Origin of the sequence: Streptomyces sp. SAI-170 (assembly GCF_049739565.1) — a bacterium.
Classification (GTDB): Bacteria; Actinomycetota; Actinomycetes; order Streptomycetales; family Streptomycetaceae; genus Streptomyces.
Map to the genome: position 1 here is coordinate 8,171,354 of NZ_JBMGQD010000001.1, position 20,620 is coordinate 8,191,973.

Genomic DNA, 20,620 nt, shown 5'->3' on the forward strand with positions numbered 1-20,620 from the left:
CCTCACCCTGTGGCGGCGTCGGTGACGGCCAGGGCCGCCGCCATGACGCTCACCTGCGGGTTCACCTCCGGACAGCAGGGCAGCACGGAGGCGTCGGCGATCAGAACGCCGTGTACGCCGCGCAGTCGGCCGGCGGCGTCCGCGGGAGAGCGCTGCGGATCGGCGCCGGCGGCGACCGTGCCGGTGGGATGGTAGGCGGACAGATGGAGTTCGTGGGCATCGGTGCGCGCGAGCAGCTCGTCGAGTTCCTCAAGGCTGTGCACGCGGGGCGTGCCGGGGACACCGGTGAGCACTTCGTCGGCACCGGCGGCGAAGAGCAGTTCGCCCATCGCCCGTACGGCGCGTATGAGCCGCCCGGCGTCACGGCGATGGAGGTCGTAGCGGACCAGGGTGCGACTACGGCCGAGGACGCGGCCGGAGGGAAGGTCGGCGATCATCGCGCCGAGGGTGGCGAGGCGGCGGGCGTCGTCCAGTTCGCGCCGCAGTCCGGCACCGAGGCCGGGCAGGACGAAGGTGCCCATGCCGGGCGGGGTGGCGGTCGCCTCGATGAGGATGCCGTGCCAGCGGTGGTGCTCCTCCACCCCGACGCTCTGCAGCACGCCTTTCCACGCGGTGACCGGCTCGGAGAACCGTCCGGCGAGGGTGGTGGCGGGATGGACGCTGAGATTGCGGCCGAGCCGGGGATGACGGCCCAGGCCGGAGCGGCGCAGCAGGGGTGGCGACTGCAGTGCCCCGGCGGCCACGACGACGAGCGGGGCGAGGATCTCGAAGTGGCTGCTCCCGCCGTCGCGGTGGACGCGTACGCCCGTGGCGCGGGGCCCGCCGGGACGGTCCGGGTCGACGAGGATGCGCTCCACGCGCGCCCCGGTGACGATCCGGGCGCCTGCCGCGCACGCGTCGGGCAGCACGGACAACTGCACACTCTGCTTGGCGCCGGTGGGACAGCCCACCACGCACTGGCAGGACCCCCGGCAGCCGGGTGCGTTGCGGCGCAGCGGCGCGGCGGTCCAGCCGAGGGCGCGGGCGCCGTCGAGGGCGATCCGGCCGTTGTTCCCGAGCACGTCCTGCGGCTGGCGGGCCACGCTCAGCGTGCGTTCGACCTCGTCGAGGAAGGGGTCCAGTCCGTCGGCGAGGGTGAACCCGAACGCGCTGCTCCAGCGGGCCAGGACATGCTCGGGAGTGCGGTAGCAGGTACCGGAGTTGACCAGCGTGGTGCCGCCGACGGCCCGGCCGGTCGGCAGCAGCACCGGCGCTCTGCCGACGGCGACGGTCGCGCCGCCGTCCCGGTAGAGGTCGGTGAACCGCTCCAGCGGGGTGCGGTCGCGGAAGCTGTCGGTGCCGTGGTGCCGCCCTTCTTCGAGGACGACCACGTCGAGCCCCGCCCGGGCCAGCGTCCTGGCGGCCATCGCGCCGCCCGCGCCGGAGCCGACGACGACGGCGTCGGCCGTGCTGCGCGCGGGCCACTCGGAGGCCGGAGTGCAGTCGAGCGGCGGGTCGGACCGTAGGGGGACCGCCCGCGCCGGGGGATCGGTGCGGGCCGTCCGCTCGGTCCCGGCCGCCAGCAGGACCGGTACTTTGAGCACCTCCAGCAGCCGCAGCAGCGCGGGCCGGCCGGCGAGCGAGTCGAGCACCGTCTGCCGTTCGCCGGGTGTGAGGTCCGTGAGTCGGCGTCCAGTGCGGGCCCGCGCAAAGGCGTCGACCCCGTGAGCGCCCGCCCGGAAGGCCGTCCGCACGGCCGACGGCATCCCGGCGAGCACCGTCTCCAGCCGCGCGGGCACCCGCTCGGCCCACTCCAAGGTGCCGTCATCGGCGACGAGGGCGGCCACCAGCCCGGCCAGAGCCGCGCTCACCGGCTGCCCACCAGCCCGACCAGTGCCCAGTGCCCCGTTCACCGGCCGCCCACCTCCGCGTGCGCCGTGCCGTCCAGCGTCCACCGCGCCTCCGTGCGCCAGCCGCCGAACCACCAACGCTCCAACAGCACGCGCGCGTCGGCACGTTCACTGTTGCGGCACACGGCAGCGGAGCCGTCCGGGTCGCGGTAGTCCAGGGCCAGGGTCCGCTCCGGCGGCTGAGCGACCTCCACCCGGATGCGGCGCAGCCCGCTGCGGCCGGTGACCGTCCAGGTGGGCAGGCCGATACGTGCGCGAAAGCGGCCCCATCCCGCCCAGCCGACCGCGCTGCGCTCGGGCCGCCGCGGCCAGGTGCGGCCGCCCCGGCGCAGGCGCAGGAACACCAGCGGGGGAAGTCTGCGCAGGCCCGGGCGCATGGAGACGGCGGCGACGACCTCCAGCACGGCCCCGCCCCCGAGGTCGGCGTGCAGCCACGCCCAGCGGCGCGCGTTGCCGTGGCCGTGGATACGTGCGGATGCGCCGGGCGCGCCGGTCAGCGCCAGGGTCGTGCCGTCGTACGTGAACGTGCCCTCGTAACGGGCGCGCGCGGCGGGCAGGACATGCGAGGCGGGCAGCAAGGGGCGGCGCCAGGACCAGCGGGGAAAGGTGAACAGCGGTGCGTCCACGGGCTGTTCGGCCAACTCCCAGGCCCAGGCGCCGTCTTGCGCGGAGCCGGTCAGCCGGCCGGGCCGCGCGTCGGTGCCGGCGGCACGGAAACCGGACCCCTCGCCCGTCCAGGGGGCGGGGCCGAAGCGTACGTGCCGCACGGGGCCGTCCTCGGGGAACACGGCCGCCCACCCGTGCGCGTACGGCTCGGATCCGTCGGTGGGGGCGACGAGTTCGTGGTGCAGCCACACCCCCGTGCCGGTCCGCGGGTCGGTGAGCGTCGTGTACCAGACCTCGGTCCGCCCCGCCTCACCGCGCCAGCGCGGCGCCATCAGGGTCTCGGCGTTCTCGGAGCGGGGGAATCGCCAGCTCGCCAGGAACGCCGGCCCTTGCGTGGCGAGCGGAAAACGCAGTACGCCGGTGCCGACCGGGCTGCCGTCCTCGTACAGCGTGTACGGCAGGACCGTCATCGACGCGACAGGCCGCCGTAGTGTCACCGACTTCCAGCCGTCCAGGGTGAGGCGGCGGCCTCGGGCGGTGAAGTGCAGGCGGTAGCGGATACGGCGCCGTGCCAGCGGCGAGATCTCCAACTCGCCCTCCACGGCCGTGCCGTCGGCGAGGCCGTCGATCCGGATGCGGCCGACCGCCCGGGCCTCGGTCGTCCGGCCGGGCCGCAGCACGCGCGCCGCCGTGACGTCCAGCTCCAGCCGCACCTTGCGGGCGGGACCCTTCGCCTCGCCGTCCAGCCGCAGTGTTCCGAGCATCGTCTCGGAGAAGGCGGTGCCGCGTGGGCGGGTGGACAGGGTGCTCATCGAAGGCCTTCCAGCATGATCCGCTCGGTCGCCCTGAGGTAGGCCTCGGCCGCCTTGCGTGCCCCGGCCTCGTCCCCGGCGCAGACGGCCTCGACGACCGGAACGAGGCGCTCGTGGGCGGCCTCGGCGTCGGTGAACGGTCCGACGAGCGAGGCGCGCACCGGCAGGTAGGCGTTGAACAGGGTGTTGGTCAGCAGCACATAGACCCGGTTGCCGGTGGCGCGGGCCAGCGCCCTGTGCACCTCCACGTCGGCGAGCTGCACGGCGTCGCCGTCCGGCGCCTCGCGCACCGCCGCCAGGAGGGTGCGCAGTTCCTCGCGCTGCCGGGCCGTCACCCGCTCCGCGGCGCGCTCGGCGATCAACGCGCCGACACCGCGCCGCACTTCGAAGATCTCGCCGATCCAGTCGGGGCTGTGCCGCACCAGCATCGGCAGCAGGTCGGCCCCGCCCAGACGCAGATAGTCCCGCACCCGGGTGCCCACGCCGTGCCGGGTCTCCAGCAGCCCGGCCTGCAGCAGACGGCCGAAGGCGTGCTTGAGGGTGGTGCGCGTGACCCCGTACCCGTCGGCGAGCGCACGCTCCGGCGGAAGGTAACTTCCCGCCGGATGGTGCCCGTTGAGGATGTCCTCGCGCAGGCGGCTCTCCAGCACGTCGACGAGGCTTTCGCGCGGCAGTGTCTCCACACCGTCCTCCAGTGGCTCAGTGGATGAGCCACTGAACCAGTGGCGGTGTCCGGCGTCAATGGTTCCGGCGAAGGGGACCTGCCGACCGGCCGGCCGCGTGGCGGGAGACCGGCCGGAAGGCGAAACGGGTGTGCGGCGGGCGAAGCATCAGCCACCCGCGCCGGTCACCCAGCGCAGGACGGACGCGGTGACCGAGGTGCCGAGGCGGCTGATCGCGTCGATGGCGTCCTGGTCGCCGGGCAGCGGCGCGATCCCGCGCACGGTCAGCGCGGCGTGCAGGTCGAGCCGGCGCTGGTCCGCGGGGCTGACATCGATGCTGAGGCGCTGGCGCGGGTCGGGGGGAGGCAGCAGGAAGTCGCTGCCGCCGAGGCGGTCGGCAAAGCGGTCCTGGGCGCCTGCGGGCGAGCAGAAGTACGGGTCGCAGTCGGGCCAGACGTCCTCGGTCGGGACGAGCGTGTCGCTGGGTGCGTTCATCGCGGTTCTCCCTTGCTTGGGGTGTCTGTCTGCCCGTAGGAGTCGCACGGCTGCCGGGACTTGGTTGCGCCGTTCCCGCACGATCCCTCGAATGCCGCAATATGTGCCGCTGGGGAAATCCCCAACCGTGTTGTTCGGGTGAACCCGCAAGGATAGTCACACTAATTCAGGCGGCCTTGTCGGTGCCTTTTGCCTTGGCGGATAGTGAAGGTCGTGCCGCCTCCGGGGCGAGGCCCGACGGGGTCTTTTTCCGGAGTTCCAAGTGTGCGGCACAGTCCGTCTCTGGCCGGAGGCGGGCGTGAATTCACCCCCTGAGGAGGAATACACGTTGAAGAAGGCATACGAGGCTCCGACGCTGGTGCGGCTGGGGTCGTTCCGCAAGCAGACAGGGCTCCTGGGACGCGCCGGCAACGACCGACTGATCCTCAGCAAGAACTGACACCCGACGGCCTCTGATCCGACGTCATGACTGAACTGCACGAGAGTGCGGCGGTGGGCCCCGGCGGCGCGTACTGCTCGGTCTTCCCGGACCGTGCGGACGCGGCGGCCGTGGCCCGCTCGTTCTCCCACCCGGGCACCCGCATCCTGGAGCACGCCTCGGGCCGCCCCTGGCTCGTCGGCCGCTGGAGCGACGACGAGATCGTCCACGCACGCGCCGGCACGTCGGTCGCGCTCGCCCTGATCGGGTGCGGCGACGTCGACGCCGCGACCCTGCGGCGCACGGCGAACCGACTGCGCGACCCGGCCGCCCTCGACACCTGGGCGCGCTCCCTGCCCGGCAGCTTCCATCTCCTGGCCTGCGTGGACGGCCGGCTGCACGTCCGGGGAACCGCCTCCGGTCTGCGCCTGGTCTTCCACACCGAGATCGACGGCATCCAGATCGCCGCCACCCGGGCCGACGTCCTGGCCACGGCCCTCGGCTCCGCACCCGACCCCGCCCAGATCGCCGTACGACTGCTGTGGCCGGTGCCGCATCCGCTGTACCAGGAACCGATGTGGCGGGGCATCACCGCCGTCGCACCGGAGGACGCCCTGGAGGTGTCGGCGGACGGCCGCCGGGCGCGCCACACCCGCTGGTGGACACCCCCGGAAGCGGACGTGTCCCTGGCCGCGGGAGCACCCAAGGTGCGTGCGGCGCTCGTCGAGGCCGTCGCGGCCCGCACCCGGCGCGGTGGCGTGGTCAGCTGCGACCTCTCCGGCGGCCTGGACTCGACCTCGATCTGCTTCCTCGCCGACCGCTCACCGGCCCGCGTCGTCGCCTCCACCTGGCCCGGCCGCGATCCCGCCGACACCGACCTGCACTGGGCCCGGCAGGCCGCGCGGTCGCTGCCCGACGTCGAGCACGTGGTCTGGGACGCCGACGCGTCCCCGCTGGTCTACACCGAACTGCTCGCCGTCGACGACCTCCTGGACGAGCCCACCATCGGCGTCATGGACCGCTCACGGGTCCTGCACCATCTGCCCGCCCTCGCCGAACGCGGCAGCCGCCTGCACCTGACGGGCATCGGCGGCGACCACGTGGCCTGGTGCTCCGAGGCGTACTACCACCGACTGGCCCGCACCCGGCCGCTGTTCGCCCTGCGGCAACTGCGCGGCTTCAGGGCCCTGTGGCAGTGGCCGCTCGGCGGCACGCTGCGCGCCCTCGCCGACAACAGGCCGTACGGCACATGGCTCGCGGACGCCGGGAACCGGCTGCGCGACCCGCTGCCCGACACCGTCGCCGCCGGGCTCGGCTGGGGAATGCCCCCACGCCTGTTCGCCTGGATGACCCCCGAGGCCGAGGAACTCGCCCGGACCGCGCTGCGGGAGAGCGCCGAGCGGGCCGCGCCGTTGCACCCCGACCGCGGCCTGCACAGCGACCTGGAGCAGATCCGCTCCTGCTCGCGCATCATCCGCCAGTGGGACCACATGGCCGCCCGCACCGGCGTGCCCATGGCCTCGCCGTTCCTGGACGACCGCGTCATCGAGACCTGCCTGGCCGTGCGCCCCGCCGAGCGCGTCACGCCCTGGCAGTACAAACCGCTGCTGACCGCCGCCATGCACGGCATCGTGCCCGAGCCCTGTCTGCGGCGCAGCAACAAGGCCGCCGCCTCCATGGACGCCGCCGACGGGCTGCGCCGGCACCGCGGCGACCTCATGACGCTGTGGGAGGACTCCCACCTGGCGCGCATGGGCCTGGTCGACGCACGCACACTGCGCCGCCTCGCGGAGAGACCCGCCACCCGTCAACTCCGTGACGCCGTCCTGTACTCGACCATCGCCGCCGAGGTCTGGCTGCGCTCTCTCACGGGAGTGACCCACGGCCCGGCGTCCGGCCCGAAGTGAAAGGGAACCCCCATGGCTCTGCGGTTCGGCACCGACGTGTGCACGGCGACCACCGACTACGGCACGGTCCTGCTCGACCAACGCACCGGCCAATACTGGGAACTGAACCCCACCGCCACCCTGGTCGTCAGCACGCTCATGGCGGGCGGGGACGAGGACGACGCGACGAACGCGCTGGTGCGCGAGTTCGACGTGACCCCGGCGCAGGCCCGCGACGACGTCACCGCCCTCATCGGTGAACTGCGCGCCGGCGGGCTGGCCGCATGACCACCCCCAGCGCCATCGCCCGCGTGGACGGCGTCCCCTTCCGCCGCCGCGTCGCGGCCAGGGCCGTGTTCGTACCCGCCCTGCTGCTGTCCCTGCTGCCGCCCCGGCGCCTGCGCGCCGTCCTGCACCTGCTGCGCCGCGGCGCCGTGCCCGCCGACGAGGCGCACGCCAAGCGGGCCCGCGACGCCATGTGCGCGGTCAGCCTGCGCTGCGCTGGCCCCAAAGGCTGTCTGCCCCGCTCCCTGGGCGCCGCACTCCTGTGCCGGCTCGGCGGCACCTGGCCGACCTGGAGCACCGGCGTGCGTGTCGTACCCCCCTTCACGGCCCACGCCTGGATCGAGGTGGCCGGCCACCTCATCGACGAGGACGTCCCCGACGACTACTTCGCCCGCCTGATCACCGTAGAGCCGTTGCCCTTGCAGCGGACCGGCCGCCGGTGACGGCACGCCACGCGACCGGCGCCCGAGGGGGCCGCACCACCCGGGCCTCGATCGCCGCCGTCTACCGCCTCACCGCGGGACACCGCACCACCATCACCGCGGCCACCGTGCTCACCCTCGCCGCGTCCGCCCTCGGGCTCGCCCAGCCGCTGGTCGCCAAACAGGTCGTGGACGCGAGCACCGGTGCCGACCCCGTGGGGGCGTCCTTGCTGCTGCTGGGCGCGCTGTTCGCCGCCGAGGCCGCCACCGGAGCCCTGGGCCGCTTCCTGCTGGAGTACACGGGCGAAGGCGTCGTACGACATCTGCGGCACAGCCTGGTGAACCGGCTGCTGCGGCTGGAGATGCGGGAGTACGGCCGCCACCGCGGGGGCGACCTGATCGCCCGGGTGACGGCCGACACCACGCTCCTCAGGGAAGTCGTCTCGCAGGCGCTGGTGGACCTGGTCACCGGTGCGCTCGCCGCAGCGGGCGCGCTGGCACTGATGGCGTGGATCGACCCGTTGCTGCTGCTGGTCGTCACCTTGACGGTCCTGGCCGCGGCGGCCGTGGTCGCCTCGCTGCTGAGCCGGATCCGCACCGCCTCCGAGTCCATGCAGGGCGCCGTCGGGGCCATCGCCGCCGACCTGGAACGCGCGCTCGGAGCTCTGCCCATGGTCAGGGTGCACCGCGCGGAGGACCGCGAGGCGGCCCGCATCGGCGCGCGCGTCGAGGAGGCCCGCGACGCCGGGGTGCGCACCGCCCGGTACGCCGCCGTCATGAGCTCCGCCGTCGAACTGGCCGTCCAGGGCTCCTTCCTGCTGGTCCTGGTCATCGGCGGACTGCGCGTGAGCAGCGGACACGACCGGTCCCTCGGCGACCTCGTGGCCTTCCTGCTCTACGCCTCCTACCTGGTGCTGCCCCTGTCCTCCGTCTTCCGCGCCGCCGGCCTCATCCAGCGCGGCATGGGCGCACACCGGCGCGTGGACGAGGTGATGGCCCTGCCGGTGGAGCCCGTCGACGTCCGTGCCGTCCCCGACACTCCGCGCGGCGAGGCCGGCGACGCACCGGCCCTGCGGCTGGACGGCGTCCGCTTCGCCTACCGGCCCGGGCAGCCCGTCCTGGACGGGGTGACCTTCAGCGTGCCCCGCCGCGGCCAGGTCGCGCTCGTCGGACCGTCCGGCGCGGGAAAGACCACGATCTTCGCGCTGATCGCCCGCTTCTACGAACCCGACGCCGGCACCCTGTACTTCGACGGGCGCCCCGCCGCCCGGCTCGACCGCCGCACCTGCCGGGCCCGGATCGCGGTCGTCGACCAGGACAACCACGTCGTCCACGGCACGCTGCACGACAACATCACCTACGGCGTCCCGGACGCCACCGCCGCGGACGTCGAGCGCGTCCTGCTGCTGACCCGGCTGCACGCCGTGGTCGAGCGGCTGCCCGGCGGCCTGCACGGCGCGGTCGGCGAGCACGGGGCGGCCCTGTCGGGCGGCGAACGCCAGCGCGTCGCCCTCGCCCGCGCCCTGCTCACCGGGCCGCGGATCCTCCTGCTCGACGAACCCACCTCCCACCTGGACGCCGCCAACGAGGCCGCCCTCACCGCGGCCCTCAGGGAGATCAGCCGGACCTGCGCCGTGCTGGTCATCGCCCACCGGCTCTCCACCGTCCAGCACGCCGACCGCATCGTCGTCCTGGACGCCGGCCGCGTCATCGCCCAAGGGCGCCACGAGGAACTCCTCGTCACCAGCGACGTCTACCGCACGCTCGCCGAGAGCCAGACTCTGCGCTCGGCCTCCGGCACCCGGCCGGTCGCACAGACCCGACCGGGACCGTGAGCGAGGCGCCCCTTCATCCGTCCACGGTGGTCCCGTCGGGCCTCCGCCCGAAGGCCGCCTCGAGTACGGCGGGAAGGTCCGCCTCGGGGACCTCGGCACGCACCTCCGCCAGGACGTGACGGAACTCGTCGTCGCCGATGAGGCCCAGGTGCTCCTCGCGCAGCCGGCGAATGACGTCGACCAGCTCGGGTCGCAGCCGCATCCAGGCGCGGGACGTAAGGATCTCCTTGTCGACCTGGTCCATGAACCAGCGCATCACCTCGTACGGGACGTCCACGTGCCGCGCATGAAGGTTGAAACACACGGTCGGCTCCCGCGTCGGGTCCTCGTCGGGCACGATCGCCGTCACGAGATTCCGCTGTTCGTCCACGAGGTCCAGCTCCAAGTACCAGGCGTCGTCGGGTACCGAGTACATCGTGGTGATCGCGTAGTCGCCGTCGGGGTGCGGGTAGGGCATGGCGGCATGCTGTCATGACCGGCCGACGGCCGGGCCCGTGGCCCGAGTTCAGGCCGTCGCCGTCACAGACCGGTGACCTTGCCGCTCGCGGAGAGCTCGTAGACGAGGGTGACCGTACGGCGGCCGCCGGGCGGCAGTACGACGTCCCAGCGGGCGATGCCTTCGTCGTCGACGGCGTCGGGCACGGGGGAGCAGGCGTCCTCGCGCAGCCGCACCTGAACCGCCGAGACCTCGGAGACCGGGATGCGTTCCCGCAGGGCGACCGCCTGATCGCCCTGTGCCCCGGGAGCGGAGAAGCGGGACACGTGCAGGCGCACCGTGCGGGTGACGGTGGTCCGCTGGGTCAGGGCGGCGGTGTCACGGGACTCCTCGGTGTGCCGCAGGACCCGGTAGTCGTCGTGGCTGCCGAAGGCGAGCTCGACGGGGGCTCCGGGAGCGGTGAAGTCCAGCGTGCCGCGGCCGCCGAACCCGCTGCCGCGGACCAGGTCCACGGGCCCGGCCAGCAGTGCGTGGCCGGAGGTGTTGTCGAACCGTACGACCTGGGTCACCAGCGGTGACAGTTCGGGGGAGCAGGCGTACTCGCTGCTCGCGGTCGTGGTGAGCGAGGACAGCGGCACGCGGTGGGCGCGCCCGTCGGCGGGGACGGACACGGGCGCGGGGGAGTGCAGCACCCGGGTCTCGCCGCCGTCGTCCACACCGGGGAGGCCGAGCACCGGGGCCGGCCCGAGCTCGGCGAACTCCTGCTCGCGCACCTCGACTTCGACCGAGCGGCGCTCGGCGGGGGAGCGGTCGGTCAGCGTCAGCCGGTCCTCCGCGAGGCGCGGTGGCTCGGTCGCCGCGGCCGAGCGGGCCGTCGACAGGGCCAGGCGTACGTCCGGCCAGTCCTCCCCGGTGCGCTGCCAGACCACGGCGTCCGTCTCCAGCGTGAGGGTGTCCCCGTCGAGCACGGCCCGATAGGCGGGCCGCCACAGCGCGCAGGCCACGAGGTGGCGCAGCCGCAGCAGGGCCGGACCGTCGGCCGCGGAGCGCACGGTCAGCTCGACATGGCCGAGCAGTTCGGCGGGCTGCTGCTCGGACAGGAGCAGAGCCTCCTCGGTCCGGCGCAGTTCGGTGGCGAGCTCCGTCAGCCGGGCCTGTGTGGCGCGCAACCGCTCGCCGTGCTCCTCGCGTTCCTCGTCCACGCGGTCGAGTTCCGCGGCCCAGCGAGCCGTGTCCGTCTCACCGGAGCCGGCCCCCTCGCCGATCTCGCGCAGCAGGTCGCCGGCGAGCCGGCCCAGCAGGTCCAGGCGGGTACGCAGCCGGTCACCGCGCTGCTCCAAGGTGTGCCGCTCCTCCTGGAGGGCGTGCGCGCGCCGGCGCAGTGCCGGGTCGTCGGCGGTGGGCTCCGGGCCGCGCGGCGTCCAGGTGCGGACGATGCGGGCGTCGAGCACACTCGCCTGCTGGTCGGCGGTCAACTCGGCGTGCAAGGTCCGGTCGACGGCGAGGGCGCTGATCGGCCCGAGGCGCAACCGCTGGACGCCGGCCCGCAGGTCGAGGGCGACGGTGCGTTCGACCTGGGCGCGGTCCTCCAGGCAGGTGACGGCGGTGACGGGCGCGGGGATCGGTCCGGCGTCGGTGGGCATGCTGTGCGTCAACTCCTGCGGTCTCCGCCGACCAGTGCTTTGGCGGCCGGGATACGGATCTCGTAGCCGCCGTCCAGGGCGGCGGTGCCCCCGGCGGGCAGGTCGACCTGCCACACACGGGTGCCCGGGGCGTGCTGATCGGGGCCTGCGGAGTCGTCGGGAGTGGTCCAGTCGGACCGTTCCTCGATCCGGACGTCCGGCTCGGAGGTGACCGGCACCTGCTCGCGGACCTCGACGGACACGGGCCGGGCGAGCCGGTTGGCCAGCTCCACCCGCACGCGATGGTCCAGCACGGTCACGTTGTTGCGCAGACCCGCCGTCGACTCGCTGAGATGGGTGCGCCGGGTCACCTGGACACCCTCCGCGGGACCGAGCCCCATACGGCGGACGCCGCCGGGCGCGAGCGTGGGCAGCGCGGCGGTCAGCAGGAAGTCGTCGTCGACGGTGACCTCCACCGGCCCCGCCAGCAGCGCCTGGTCGGTGGCGTTGGACAGGACCAGCGTTCCGTACACCCGCTCCTCGACGGACGGCACGCACAGGTACTCGGTGCGCAGGCCGACCGGGATCTCGCTGACGGTGACGGTGTGCCAGGTGCCGTCGGAGGGGACGTCCGCGGGGGCGACGGCGTCGTAACGGTGGTCGAAGGAACCCGCCGACTCCCGGGGCCGTACGGCATGCCCGGGCAGCGGCAGCGCCGCCACCGTCGCGGCACGCCTGCGGTACTCGACCGCCACCGGGTCGAAGGGGGCTCCCGGGAACAGCCGGCCCCTGCGGCTCTCGGCCTCCTCGGGACCGCTGAGGACGAGAGCGGCGTAGTCGAGCTCGTCGCCACTGGGCCGCGGCGGCCCGGCCACCGGCGCCGGTGCGATCGGGCCGGAGGAAGCCGGTGGCACGGCAGCGGGCGCGCCTGCACCTCGGGGCCGGGAGGACGGCCGGCTCCGCGCCTGCCCGAAGCCGGACGTCGCGCGGTCGGCCGCCTGCGCCCGCGCCACGGGGGCGCCGCCCGGCTCGGCGGGGCCCGCGGGCGGTCCGCCGTACAGCGGCGCGGCAGGGGGCGGAGGCGCGGGCGCGGGGCCACCCGCGACGGCCCCGGGCGCGGGCGGTGCGCCGACGACGTCGGGCGGGGGCATCGGCGCTGCGCCGATGGCCTGAGGCCAGGGCACGTGCGCTGCGCCGACGGCCTCGGGTGCGGCGGCCGACCGCGGGCGCGGGCCTGCCGAGTCGTACCCCGTGAACAGGTCGGCCAGGCCCGCCGGGGGCTCGCGCCAGCCGGACGGCCCGGGGGCGGGCTGACGACGGCCGATCCGCAGCGAGCGGAGCTTCGGCAGGTCGGTGCGCCGCCGCAGGTCGGCGGTGGCCAGAGCGATGCGCACCCCCGACCAGTCCTCTCCGGTGCGCTGGGCGACCGAGGCACGGAACAGGAGGCTGCCGGAGTCGGCCCCTTGACGGTACGTCAGCCGGTAGGCGGGTGCCCAGACGGCGCCGGGGACCCCGTACTCCAGCTCGACCTCCACCTCGCCCGTGCCGTCGAGGGTCAGGACGGCACACACCGTGGTCTCGACATGGGCGGACGGCGCGTCGGTGGAGGCCCGGGACCAGCGGTCCGTCGCGAGGGTCAACTCGTGCTCGACGCGGCGCAGTTCCTCCTCCAGCCCGGCGAGACGGTCGTGCAAGGTGGTCAGCCGGTCGTCGACGAAGTCGGCGAGCGTCAGCCAGGCGTCGACGGGAGTGCGCCGGTGCGGGTCGTCACGCTTGCGCGACGGCGGGACCGGGCGCAGCTCCGTGACCTCCTTGATCCGGGCCAGCAGCCGGGCGCGGCGGCCCTGCACCGCGGCCTGTTCGTCCTGGAGGCGCTCGACCTCCTGCCGCAGCGCGTCGAAGGAGCCGGGAGCGGACGGCTCGGCGTCCACCTCGACCCGGACCTCGGTGACGCGCACCGGGGCGTCGCCGACCACGCGGGCGCGCAGCGAACCGGGGTCCATCGAGCGGGGCAGCCCCGTGACCCGCACCCGTCCCTGAGGCGGCACCGTCCCGCGTGCCAGACGGCTGCACATCGCGCCCTGCGCGTACACCACGACCGCGTCGAGGGCCGACGCCCACCGCGGTGTCTCCTCGGACTTCATGCAGTCACGCCCCCCGTCATGTCCGTGCACGCCCCCGTCATGTCCGTGCCGGGCGAAGCCTAACGCCCCCGGCGGTGGCCGGAACCCGCCCCCTGCTCAACGGGCCTGATGGTCATCCACCTGCCTGAGGTGCGGCCGCCCACCCGTCGGAAAGCGGCCTTCGCCGCCCGAACCCCGCATGCTCTGGGCCGACCAGGGCAAAAGGGAGCGGACGGAGCGGACAGGTGCGGACCGGTCGGACCGTCCGCGCCGGAAAGAGGTGGGAGTCGTGCACATCTGGCAGGAGAGCACGGAAGTAGGGGCGCGGCCCGGCCGGACGTCACCGCTGGGCGCCACCTTCGACGGTGCCGGGACGAACTTCGCGGTGTTCTCCGAGGTGGCGGAGCGGGTGGAGCTGTGCCTCTTCGACGAGGACGGCACGGAGGAACGCGTCCCGCTGAAGGAGGTGGACGGCTTCGTCCACCACATCTACCTCCCGGACGTCGGCCCTGGCCGGCGCTACGGGTTCCGGGTGCACGACCCGTACCGCCCCGAGCGCGGCGAGCGCTGCAACCCGGCCAAGCTGCTGCTCGATCCGTACGCCAAGGCGATCGAGGGCGACATCGCCTGGGACGAGGCCCTGTTCCCGTACCACTTCGACGACCCGGGCCGGCGCAACGACCTGGACTCGGCGCCCTACACACCGAAGTCCGTGGTGGTCAATCCCTACTTCGACTGGGGCAACGACCGCCCCCTGCGGACGCCGTATCACGAGACGGTCGTCTACGAGGCCCATGTGAAGGGCATGACGCAGACGCACCCGGCGATACCGGAGGCGATGCGGGGCACGTACGCCGCCATGGCGCACCCGGCGATGATCGACTACTTCGTCACGCTGGGGGTCACCGCGGTGGAGCTGATGCCGGTCCACCAGTTCGTGCACGACCACGCGCTGACGCAGAAGGGGCTGGCGAACTACTGGGGTTACAACACCCTCGGCTTCTTCGCCCCGCACAACGCCTACTGCGCGTCCGGGCAACGCGGCGAGCAGGTCCAGGAGTTCCGCTCGATGGTCAAGGCACTCCACGAGGCGGGCATCGAGGTCATCCTCGACGTGGTCTACAACCACACCGCGGAGGGCAACCACCTCGGACCGGTGCTGTCGCTGCGGGGGCTGGACAACGCGGCGTACTACCGGCTGTCCCAGGAGGATCCGCGCTTCTACTGGGACACCACGGGCACCGGGAACAGCCTGCGGATGAACCACCCGCACACCCTGCAGCTGATCATGGACTCGCTTCGGTACTGGGTGACCGAGATGCACGTCGACGGCTTCCGCTTCGACCTGGCGGCCACGCTGGCCCGGCAGTTCCACGAGGTGGACCGCTTGTCGTCGTTCTTCGACCTGGTCCAGCAGGACCCGGTCATCTCCCAGGTCAAACTGATCGCCGAGCCGTGGGACATAGGCGAGGGCGGCTACCAGGTGGGCAACTTCCCGCCGCTGTGGACCGAGTGGAACGGCAAGTACCGCGACACGGTACGGGACTTCTGGCGGGGGGAGGGCGGCACGCTGGGCGAGTTCGCGTCCCGGCTCACCGGCTCCTCCGACCTCTACCAGAACGACGGCCGCCGGCCCTACGCCTCGGTCAACTTCGTCACCGCGCACGACGGCTTCACCCTGCGCGACCTCGTCTCCTACGACCACAAGCACAACGAGGCCAACGGGGAGGACAACCGGGACGGAGAGGACCACAACCGGTCGTGGAACTGCGGGACGGAGGGCCCCACCGGCGACCGAGGCGTCCTCGCGCTCCGAGCCCGCCAGCAGCGCAACCTCCTGACCACACTCCTGCTCTCCCAGGGCGTGCCGATGCTGCTGCACGGCGACGAACTCGGCCGCACCCAGCACGGCAACAACAACGCCTACTGCCAGGACAACGAACTGACCTGGATCGACTGGTCCAGCGTCACCGAGGGAAGCGAACTGCTCGACTTCACCCGCAAGCTGATCGCCCTGCGCCGCGCCCACCCCGTCTTCCGCCGACGGCGCTTCTTCAAGGGCCGCGCCCAGCACGCCTCGGCGGACGTGCCGCACGACATCGCCTGGTTCACCCCTGCCGGGCGGGAGATGACCGACACCGACTGGGACACCGGTTTCGCCCGCTCCCTCATGGTCCACCTCAACGGCGACGCCATCACGGAACCCGACCTGCGGGGCCTGCCCGTGCGCGACGACTCCTTCCTCCTCCTGTTCAACGCCCACAACCAGCCGATCACCTTCACCGTCCCCGACGGGCTCGGTCCCTGGTGGGCGGTCGAGGTGGACACCGCCATCCCGTACACCGAGTACCGATCACTGATCAAGGGCGGCACCGACGTGGAGGTCGAGTCCCACTCCCTGCTCGTCCTGCGGGGCCACGACGACTCGTAGCCCGCGCCCGGAACGGCCGACGGCCCTCACCCGCCACTTCCTCGAAGCGTTTTGTCGGTCAAGCGTTTGATGCGGCGCTCCCTGTGACACGTTCGCGTGAATCGATCACCCAATCGTCGGACACTCCTTTCTCCGGTCTCGTTCGTTATGCGCACATGAAAGGGGCAGGTGGCGCGGAGAAAGGATTCTCCCGACTCTCGGCAATCAGGAAGGGTTGACGGGTGGCGGTGGTTTCCCCGGGCCGTCGGATGATTTTCCGAACGAGATCAGGACGATGACAACCGAACATCGGCGGGTCGGCATGCGAGGGGCATGTCGTCGACGACCCGCACCGGTACCGGCGTCCGGGTTCCGCGCTCCGGGCAGATCAATTCACGATATTACTAAGGAACCCCGATGGACTGGTACGGCAGCAGGGAAAGTTCTTATGTCCCCCGATACCCCCAGAGGTTGGACCACGACACGCTGGACCCGTACGACAGCGTCCCCATTCCCGCACAGCAGGCCTGGGACGAAGCCGGGCTCGACGCCACGCTGAACCGGCGGGGGATCGAAGAAGAACTGGCCGAGATGCTGTCCGCCGCGTCGGCTCCCAGGCCGCCCGCCGAGAGTGCGACCCAGCCGCTGTCCCGCAGCGAGCGCAGGCGGATGCGGCCCAAACGGCAGCTCCTCGTGGCCGGTCAGCGCATCAACCAGGTCACGGTCCTGTTCGCCGCCATCGCGGTCTGCGCGGCGGTGCCTGCTGGGCTGGTCCATCACCTACACCTACGGCCAGCTCAGCACGATCGCCGAGTTCGTCCTCCCGGCGGAACTGGCGCAATGGTGGCCGCTGACCGTGTACGGGCCGTGGTTCGTCGCAGCCCTGTCGATTCTGCGGGCGACCGTCCAACATCAGCCCGCACCTCGCTCCTGGGGCGTCCTGCTCGTCACGTCCGCCATGGCGGTGGCCCTGTGCGTCAGTCACTCGACGCGCTCGGTGCTGGCCTACGTGACCCTCGGCATCCCGCCTGTCACCGCGCTGGTGTGCTTCTGGGAACTCGTCGGGCAGGTCTCCTCCAAGCACCGCACCCGCAAAGGGGCGCATGCACCGCAGCGTTCCAAGGCGTGAAGAACTTCGCGCGGGCGCTGACCGCGCAGTGCGGTGCGGGTTCCTCGACGACCTGCACCGCACCCGTGGAGGGCCCGATCTGCGTGCCGCAGGTCAGTACAAGATCAGGAACACGGAGAAGTTCGACATGCCTCTCGCCCGCCGTCCCTTTCTCTCGCTCCCCCTGCCCGTGCAGCAGGCGGTGCGCGACCGTACGGGTCTGATCCACTCCGCCCGTACGGTCAGGGGAGGCAGCAACTGCAACGTCGCTGCCCGCCTGGACACCGAACACGGCATGGTCTTCGTCAAGGGCCTCCACGAAGGCCACGCCCAAGCCGGAAGTCTCCGGCGCGAGGCGGACATCAATCAGTACCTGCCAAAGGCGTGCCCGCGCCTCATCTGGCAGGTCCAGGAACGAGGTTGGGTGTTACTGGGCTATCAGTATCTCGCCGGCCGTCATGCCGACTACCGTCCCGGCTCCCCCGACCTTCACCTGGTGCGGGCCGCCGTGGACGAGATCCAGTGCCTCACCGTGGCCGACACCGCCCGCGCCCTGCCGGCCCAGCAGCGCTGGGGCCCGTACACACGGCCCGGCACGGCCCACCTCTTCGCCGGCGACACGCTGCTGCACACGGACCTCGCGCCGGACAACGTCCTCGTCGGCGACCGGGCCCACCTGGTGGACTGGGCCTGGCCCACGCGCGGCGCGGCCTGGATCGATCCCGCGATCCTGAGCCTGCGCCTGCTGTCCGCGGGCCACACCCCTCGCGAGGCCGACGCGATCGCCGACACCTTCCCCTCGTGGAAGCACGCCGAGGCCGGCTCGAAGGCGGCTTTCGCAGCGGCCAACGCCCGGCTGTGGGGCGAGACCGCCGACAACGACCCGGCCGTCTGGAAGTACCGCATGGCCCGCAGCGCCGCCCTGTTCGCCGCCTTCCTCGCCGACCTCTGACCCGGGAGAGCCGGGGCCGCGACGGCTCGAAGCAAGAGGCGCCGCTCTGCGGTGGCACCCACCGCCCGAACTCACCCTTGGAGCACCGCATCCTGCACCGCCACGCCTTCGGCCGACCGGCCGAAACCTCGGCACAGACGGCCTTCGACGCGCTGTACACCTCCGCGGCACCCGCCCTCGTCCAGCAGGCCTACGTACTGACCGGATGCCGCCGCCTCGCCTTCGAGTCCGCCGAGCAGGCCTTCCACCGGGCCTGGGAACGCTGGCCCGACGTCGTACGCGATCCCGACCCCGAAGGATGGGTACGGGCACAGACCCACGACTACGCGCTCTCACCCTGGCACCGACTACGGCGCCTGCGCCCCGCACCACAGCCCGCCGACCCCGTACTGCGGGCGTTCCTGGAACTTCCGCCCTGGCAGCGCCGAGCGGCGTTGCTGCGCGACGGTCTGGAACTGAGCGTGGAGGAGGTCGCCGCCGAGACGGAGGCCACTGTCGCTGCCACGGACAGCAGACTGCGCAACGCCCGTGCGGGCATCGTCCGGTACCTGCCCGAGGCTTCCGCCGACACCGACACCGACACCGACACCGACACCGACACCGACACCGCTCGTCATGCGCTCAGAACGCGCGTCAAAGACGTGTCCGTCGCCACGCTCGCCCACCCCCGGTCGGTCCGCGCCGCCAGCGAGTTTCGCGTACGCACCCTCACCCGCGTGGTGTTCGCGGTGACGGCCGTCCTCATCGGGGCCGTCACCGCCACCATGGCCACCACGCCGGCGCATGAGGAACCCGGCCTTCCACGCGCCCGCTCCGAGCGATGACGTGGTCCGCCGCAGGCCACGTACCCCGCCCGAAGCGGCCCGGACGCCGTGCGGCACCATGATCGCGTGAGCGAACAACGGGGAAGCAACGAAATGGAACCTGTCGAACCTGTCGCGGATCTCGCCCGACGACTTGTCGCCGCGGACAGCGGAGGCTGGACGCCGGACGGCGTGAAGTCCCTGGCGGAACAGCTCGGCTGGGCCTGGGCGGACACACCCGCCCACCCCGAACTGGTCACCGGCCGCTCCACGGGCAACGCCCGCCTGCGCCCGGTCGGCCGGTTCGAGGAGCGCTACGTGAGCGGCGAATCGTACGTGGAACTCGCGGTGCCCGTAGGGACGGCCGCACCGGACGCCGCGGCGCAAGCAGCCGCCTTCGCGGAGGCCCGACGCGAACTCACCGCCGCGCTGGGCAAACCGTCCGTCATGGGTTCGCACGGCGACCTGGGCCCCTTCTACGACAGCGGCCCGCTGTGGGGAGCACCGTTCCTGCGCTGGCGCGGCAGGCCGGACACCCTGGAACTCCGCGCGGGAAAGGCGGGGCCGGAGCTGGTCCTGCAGCCCACGGACCCGGCGGAGAACTGGTTCTGGCGGCAGGGCATCGGTGAAGAGAACTCGATCAGCGGCTTCTTCGGCAGCAATCGCGACCCGGCCAATGCCGGCCTCGGCTTCCCCGGCCGCTGGACCGCCCGCAGCTGGGAGACCGTCACCCGGTCGCTGGCGGACTTCCTGGGCGCACTGCCCGCCGAGACCACGGCCCTCGGCATCTCGATCGGCATGCCGTTCTACGGCCGCACCGACCGTGGCGCTCCGCTCCTCTTCGACGTGACCTGCAGCGACCGGCTGTCGATCGGCTGCTTCGCCCCGGACGACCTCGACCCCGCCGCCCTCGGCTGGGGCACGGTCGCCCAGCACCCGCAGACGGCGTCGATCTGGAGCGACGACGACCCGGTGTGGCGCGTGGACGCCGGCGGCCCCGGCGACCCCAAGGGCAGCCAACTCGCAGAGCTGCTCGTCGCCACGGCCAGGGCGACGGGGGTGAACGACCCGACCGACCTGATCGTCGGCGGCGAGGCGTCGTACGTCGACGGTTACGACATCACCTACTACGGACTGGGCCTGCCCACCGGCTGACCCCGACCGGCGTCAGCACAGGGGCACTTACGGCGCTCCCCCTCCGGTCACAAGTCGAACCGGGTCGTGCCCGGGACGGGCATACCCACCGCGCGGGCGAGCGCCGCGGTGACGGAGGCGGAGCGGTCGGCGACATTCCTGACCGCCCAGTCGGCGGCCGGCCTCAGGAAGCCGGCCAGATCGCGCTCGACGCGGTCCAGCAGCGGGCGCAGCTCGGCGGCGGTGATCTCGATGACTGGGCTGTCGTCCCGCGCCGTGTCGACAGTCAGCCGGACGGTGTTCCCGGACAACTCGGCAGTCGGGTCAGGGTCATGGCCGAAGGAGACCGGTCCGCTGCCGTGCAGGAGGGTGTGCCAGTCGCGCCAGTCCTCCAGGCCGTTGCAGCAGCCGGGCAGGAAGACGACTCCGGTCGTGGAGTCCATGACGCGCAGGCCTCCGGCGGCGAAGGGGCGTTCGAACGTCAGCAGTCCGTGCAGGAACGATCCGACCGGGTCCGGGGGCCGGGCCGGGCGGTCGTCGTCGGCGCGGGGATCGGGGTCGATGTCGTTGCACTCGGCGATACGCCTCACTGCCGTCCCGATCTCCGGAGTGGTCATCTCGCCATGGAGGGCCAAGTACCCGAACGCCTCACTCCTGGCCACGGGCCAGAGGGCGAAGTCGTCGGAAGCGTAGACCTCCAGAACCGGCTGCATGACGATCAC

Annotated in this window: 18 protein-coding genes; 10 read left to right on the top strand and 8 right to left on the bottom strand. The window is 72.8% G+C overall.

What is annotated here, in order from left to right; translation table 11 throughout:
• Nucleotides 1–2: 2 nt before the first annotated feature.
• The 4 genes from RKD23_RS36710 to RKD23_RS36725 all read right to left on the bottom strand — a co-directional run bounded on the left by RKD23_RS36710 (nt 3) and on the right by RKD23_RS36725 (nt 4,464).
• A complete protein-coding gene (locus RKD23_RS36710; RefSeq protein ID WP_424857674.1) occupies nt 3–1,850 on the bottom strand; it encodes a GMC family oxidoreductase N-terminal domain-containing protein in 1,848 nt (615 codons plus the stop codon).
• 38 nt (nt 1,851–1,888) lie between these two features.
• Nucleotides 1,889–3,307 (bottom strand): hypothetical protein, encoded by a 1,419-nt coding sequence (locus tag RKD23_RS36715; RefSeq protein ID WP_424857675.1) that lies wholly within the window; start codon nt 3,305–3,307, stop codon nt 1,889–1,891.
• Nucleotides 3,304–3,990 carry a FadR/GntR family transcriptional regulator gene (locus tag RKD23_RS36720; protein WP_424857676.1) on the bottom strand — a complete coding sequence of 229 codons (687 nt, stop codon included), beginning with the start codon at nt 3,988–3,990 and terminating at the stop codon, nt 3,304–3,306. Before RKD23_RS36720 ends, RKD23_RS36715 begins: the two co-directional genes overlap by 4 nt.
• Before the next feature lie 147 nt (nt 3,991–4,137).
• Nucleotides 4,138–4,464 (bottom strand): hypothetical protein, encoded by a 327-nt coding sequence (locus tag RKD23_RS36725; RefSeq protein WP_424857677.1) that lies wholly within the window; start codon nt 4,462–4,464, stop codon nt 4,138–4,140.
• A 328-nt stretch (nt 4,465–4,792) separates the two neighbouring features.
• Between RKD23_RS36725 and RKD23_RS36730 the strand changes: the two genes are divergently transcribed.
• From RKD23_RS36730 to RKD23_RS36750, 5 genes are read left to right on the top strand one after another with little or no spacing between them, the layout of a single operon-like run.
• Nucleotides 4,793–4,903 carry a keywimysin-related RiPP gene (locus RKD23_RS36730; RefSeq protein WP_359653708.1) on the top strand — a complete coding sequence of 37 codons (111 nt, stop codon included), beginning with the start codon at nt 4,793–4,795 and terminating at the stop codon, nt 4,901–4,903.
• Nucleotides 4,904–4,929: 26 nt separating this feature from the next.
• The gene (locus RKD23_RS36735) at nt 4,930–6,789 is read left to right on the top strand and encodes a lasso peptide isopeptide bond-forming cyclase (protein WP_424857678.1); all 1,860 of its coding nucleotides are present in this window, start codon (nt 4,930–4,932) and stop codon (nt 6,787–6,789) included.
• A gap of 12 nt (nt 6,790–6,801) precedes the next feature.
• Complete coding sequence (locus RKD23_RS36740) at nt 6,802–7,056, top strand: lasso peptide biosynthesis PqqD family chaperone (RefSeq protein WP_424857679.1); 255 nt, start codon at nt 6,802–6,804, stop codon at nt 7,054–7,056.
• Nucleotides 7,053–7,496, top strand: coding sequence for a lasso peptide biosynthesis B2 protein (locus tag RKD23_RS36745; protein WP_424857680.1), 444 nt, complete (start codon nt 7,053–7,055; stop codon nt 7,494–7,496). The genes RKD23_RS36740 and RKD23_RS36745 overlap by 4 nt, the downstream gene beginning before the upstream one ends.
• Nucleotides 7,493–9,310 carry an ABC transporter ATP-binding protein gene (locus RKD23_RS36750; RefSeq protein ID WP_424857681.1) on the top strand — a complete coding sequence of 606 codons (1,818 nt, stop codon included), beginning with the start codon at nt 7,493–7,495 and terminating at the stop codon, nt 9,308–9,310. Before RKD23_RS36745 ends, RKD23_RS36750 begins: the two co-directional genes overlap by 4 nt.
• 13 nt (nt 9,311–9,323) lie before the next feature.
• Here the strand turns inward: RKD23_RS36750 and RKD23_RS36755 are convergent, their stop codons facing one another.
• The 3 genes from RKD23_RS36755 to RKD23_RS36765 form a co-directional block, all read right to left on the bottom strand.
• Nucleotides 9,324–9,767 (bottom strand): hypothetical protein, encoded by a 444-nt coding sequence (locus RKD23_RS36755; protein WP_424857682.1) that lies wholly within the window; start codon nt 9,765–9,767, stop codon nt 9,324–9,326.
• A 62-nt stretch (nt 9,768–9,829) separates the two neighbouring features.
• Nucleotides 9,830–11,389, bottom strand: coding sequence for a mucoidy inhibitor MuiA family protein (locus RKD23_RS36760; RefSeq protein WP_424857683.1), 1,560 nt, complete (start codon nt 11,387–11,389; stop codon nt 9,830–9,832).
• An 8-nt stretch (nt 11,390–11,397) separates the two neighbouring features.
• A complete protein-coding gene (locus RKD23_RS36765; protein WP_424857684.1) occupies nt 11,398–13,512 on the bottom strand; it encodes a DUF4139 domain-containing protein in 2,115 nt (704 codons plus the stop codon).
• Between the two features lie 268 nt (nt 13,513–13,780).
• Here RKD23_RS36765 and glgX point away from each other — a divergent pair, with 268 nt between their 5' ends.
• The 5 genes from glgX to RKD23_RS36790 all read left to right on the top strand — a co-directional run bounded on the left by glgX (nt 13,781) and on the right by RKD23_RS36790 (nt 19,919).
• Nucleotides 13,781–15,922, top strand: a complete 2,142-nt coding sequence (gene glgX / locus RKD23_RS36770; RefSeq protein ID WP_424857685.1) for a glycogen debranching protein GlgX — start codon at nt 13,781–13,783, stop codon at nt 15,920–15,922.
• Between the two features lie 835 nt (nt 15,923–16,757).
• Complete coding sequence (locus RKD23_RS36775) at nt 16,758–17,030, top strand: hypothetical protein (RefSeq protein WP_424857686.1); 273 nt, start codon at nt 16,758–16,760, stop codon at nt 17,028–17,030.
• A 127-nt stretch (nt 17,031–17,157) separates the two neighbouring features.
• Nucleotides 17,158–17,961, top strand: a complete 804-nt coding sequence (locus RKD23_RS36780) for an aminoglycoside phosphotransferase (protein ID WP_424857687.1) — start codon at nt 17,158–17,160, stop codon at nt 17,959–17,961.
• Nucleotides 17,962–18,038: 77 nt separating this feature from the next.
• Entirely contained in the window at nt 18,039–18,785 is a 747-nt protein-coding gene (locus RKD23_RS36785) for a sigma factor-like helix-turn-helix DNA-binding protein (RefSeq protein WP_424857688.1), read from the top strand.
• A 93-nt stretch (nt 18,786–18,878) separates the two neighbouring features.
• Complete coding sequence (locus RKD23_RS36790; RefSeq protein ID WP_424857689.1) at nt 18,879–19,919, top strand: hypothetical protein; 1,041 nt, start codon at nt 18,879–18,881, stop codon at nt 19,917–19,919.
• Between the two features lie 47 nt (nt 19,920–19,966).
• On the opposite strand, the gene RKD23_RS36795 is transcribed toward RKD23_RS36790, so the two are convergent.
• On the bottom strand, nt 19,967–20,611 hold the full coding sequence (locus RKD23_RS36795; protein WP_424858421.1) for a hypothetical protein: 645 nt from the start codon (nt 20,609–20,611) through the stop codon (nt 19,967–19,969).
• Nucleotides 20,612–20,620: the final 9 nt, after the last annotated feature.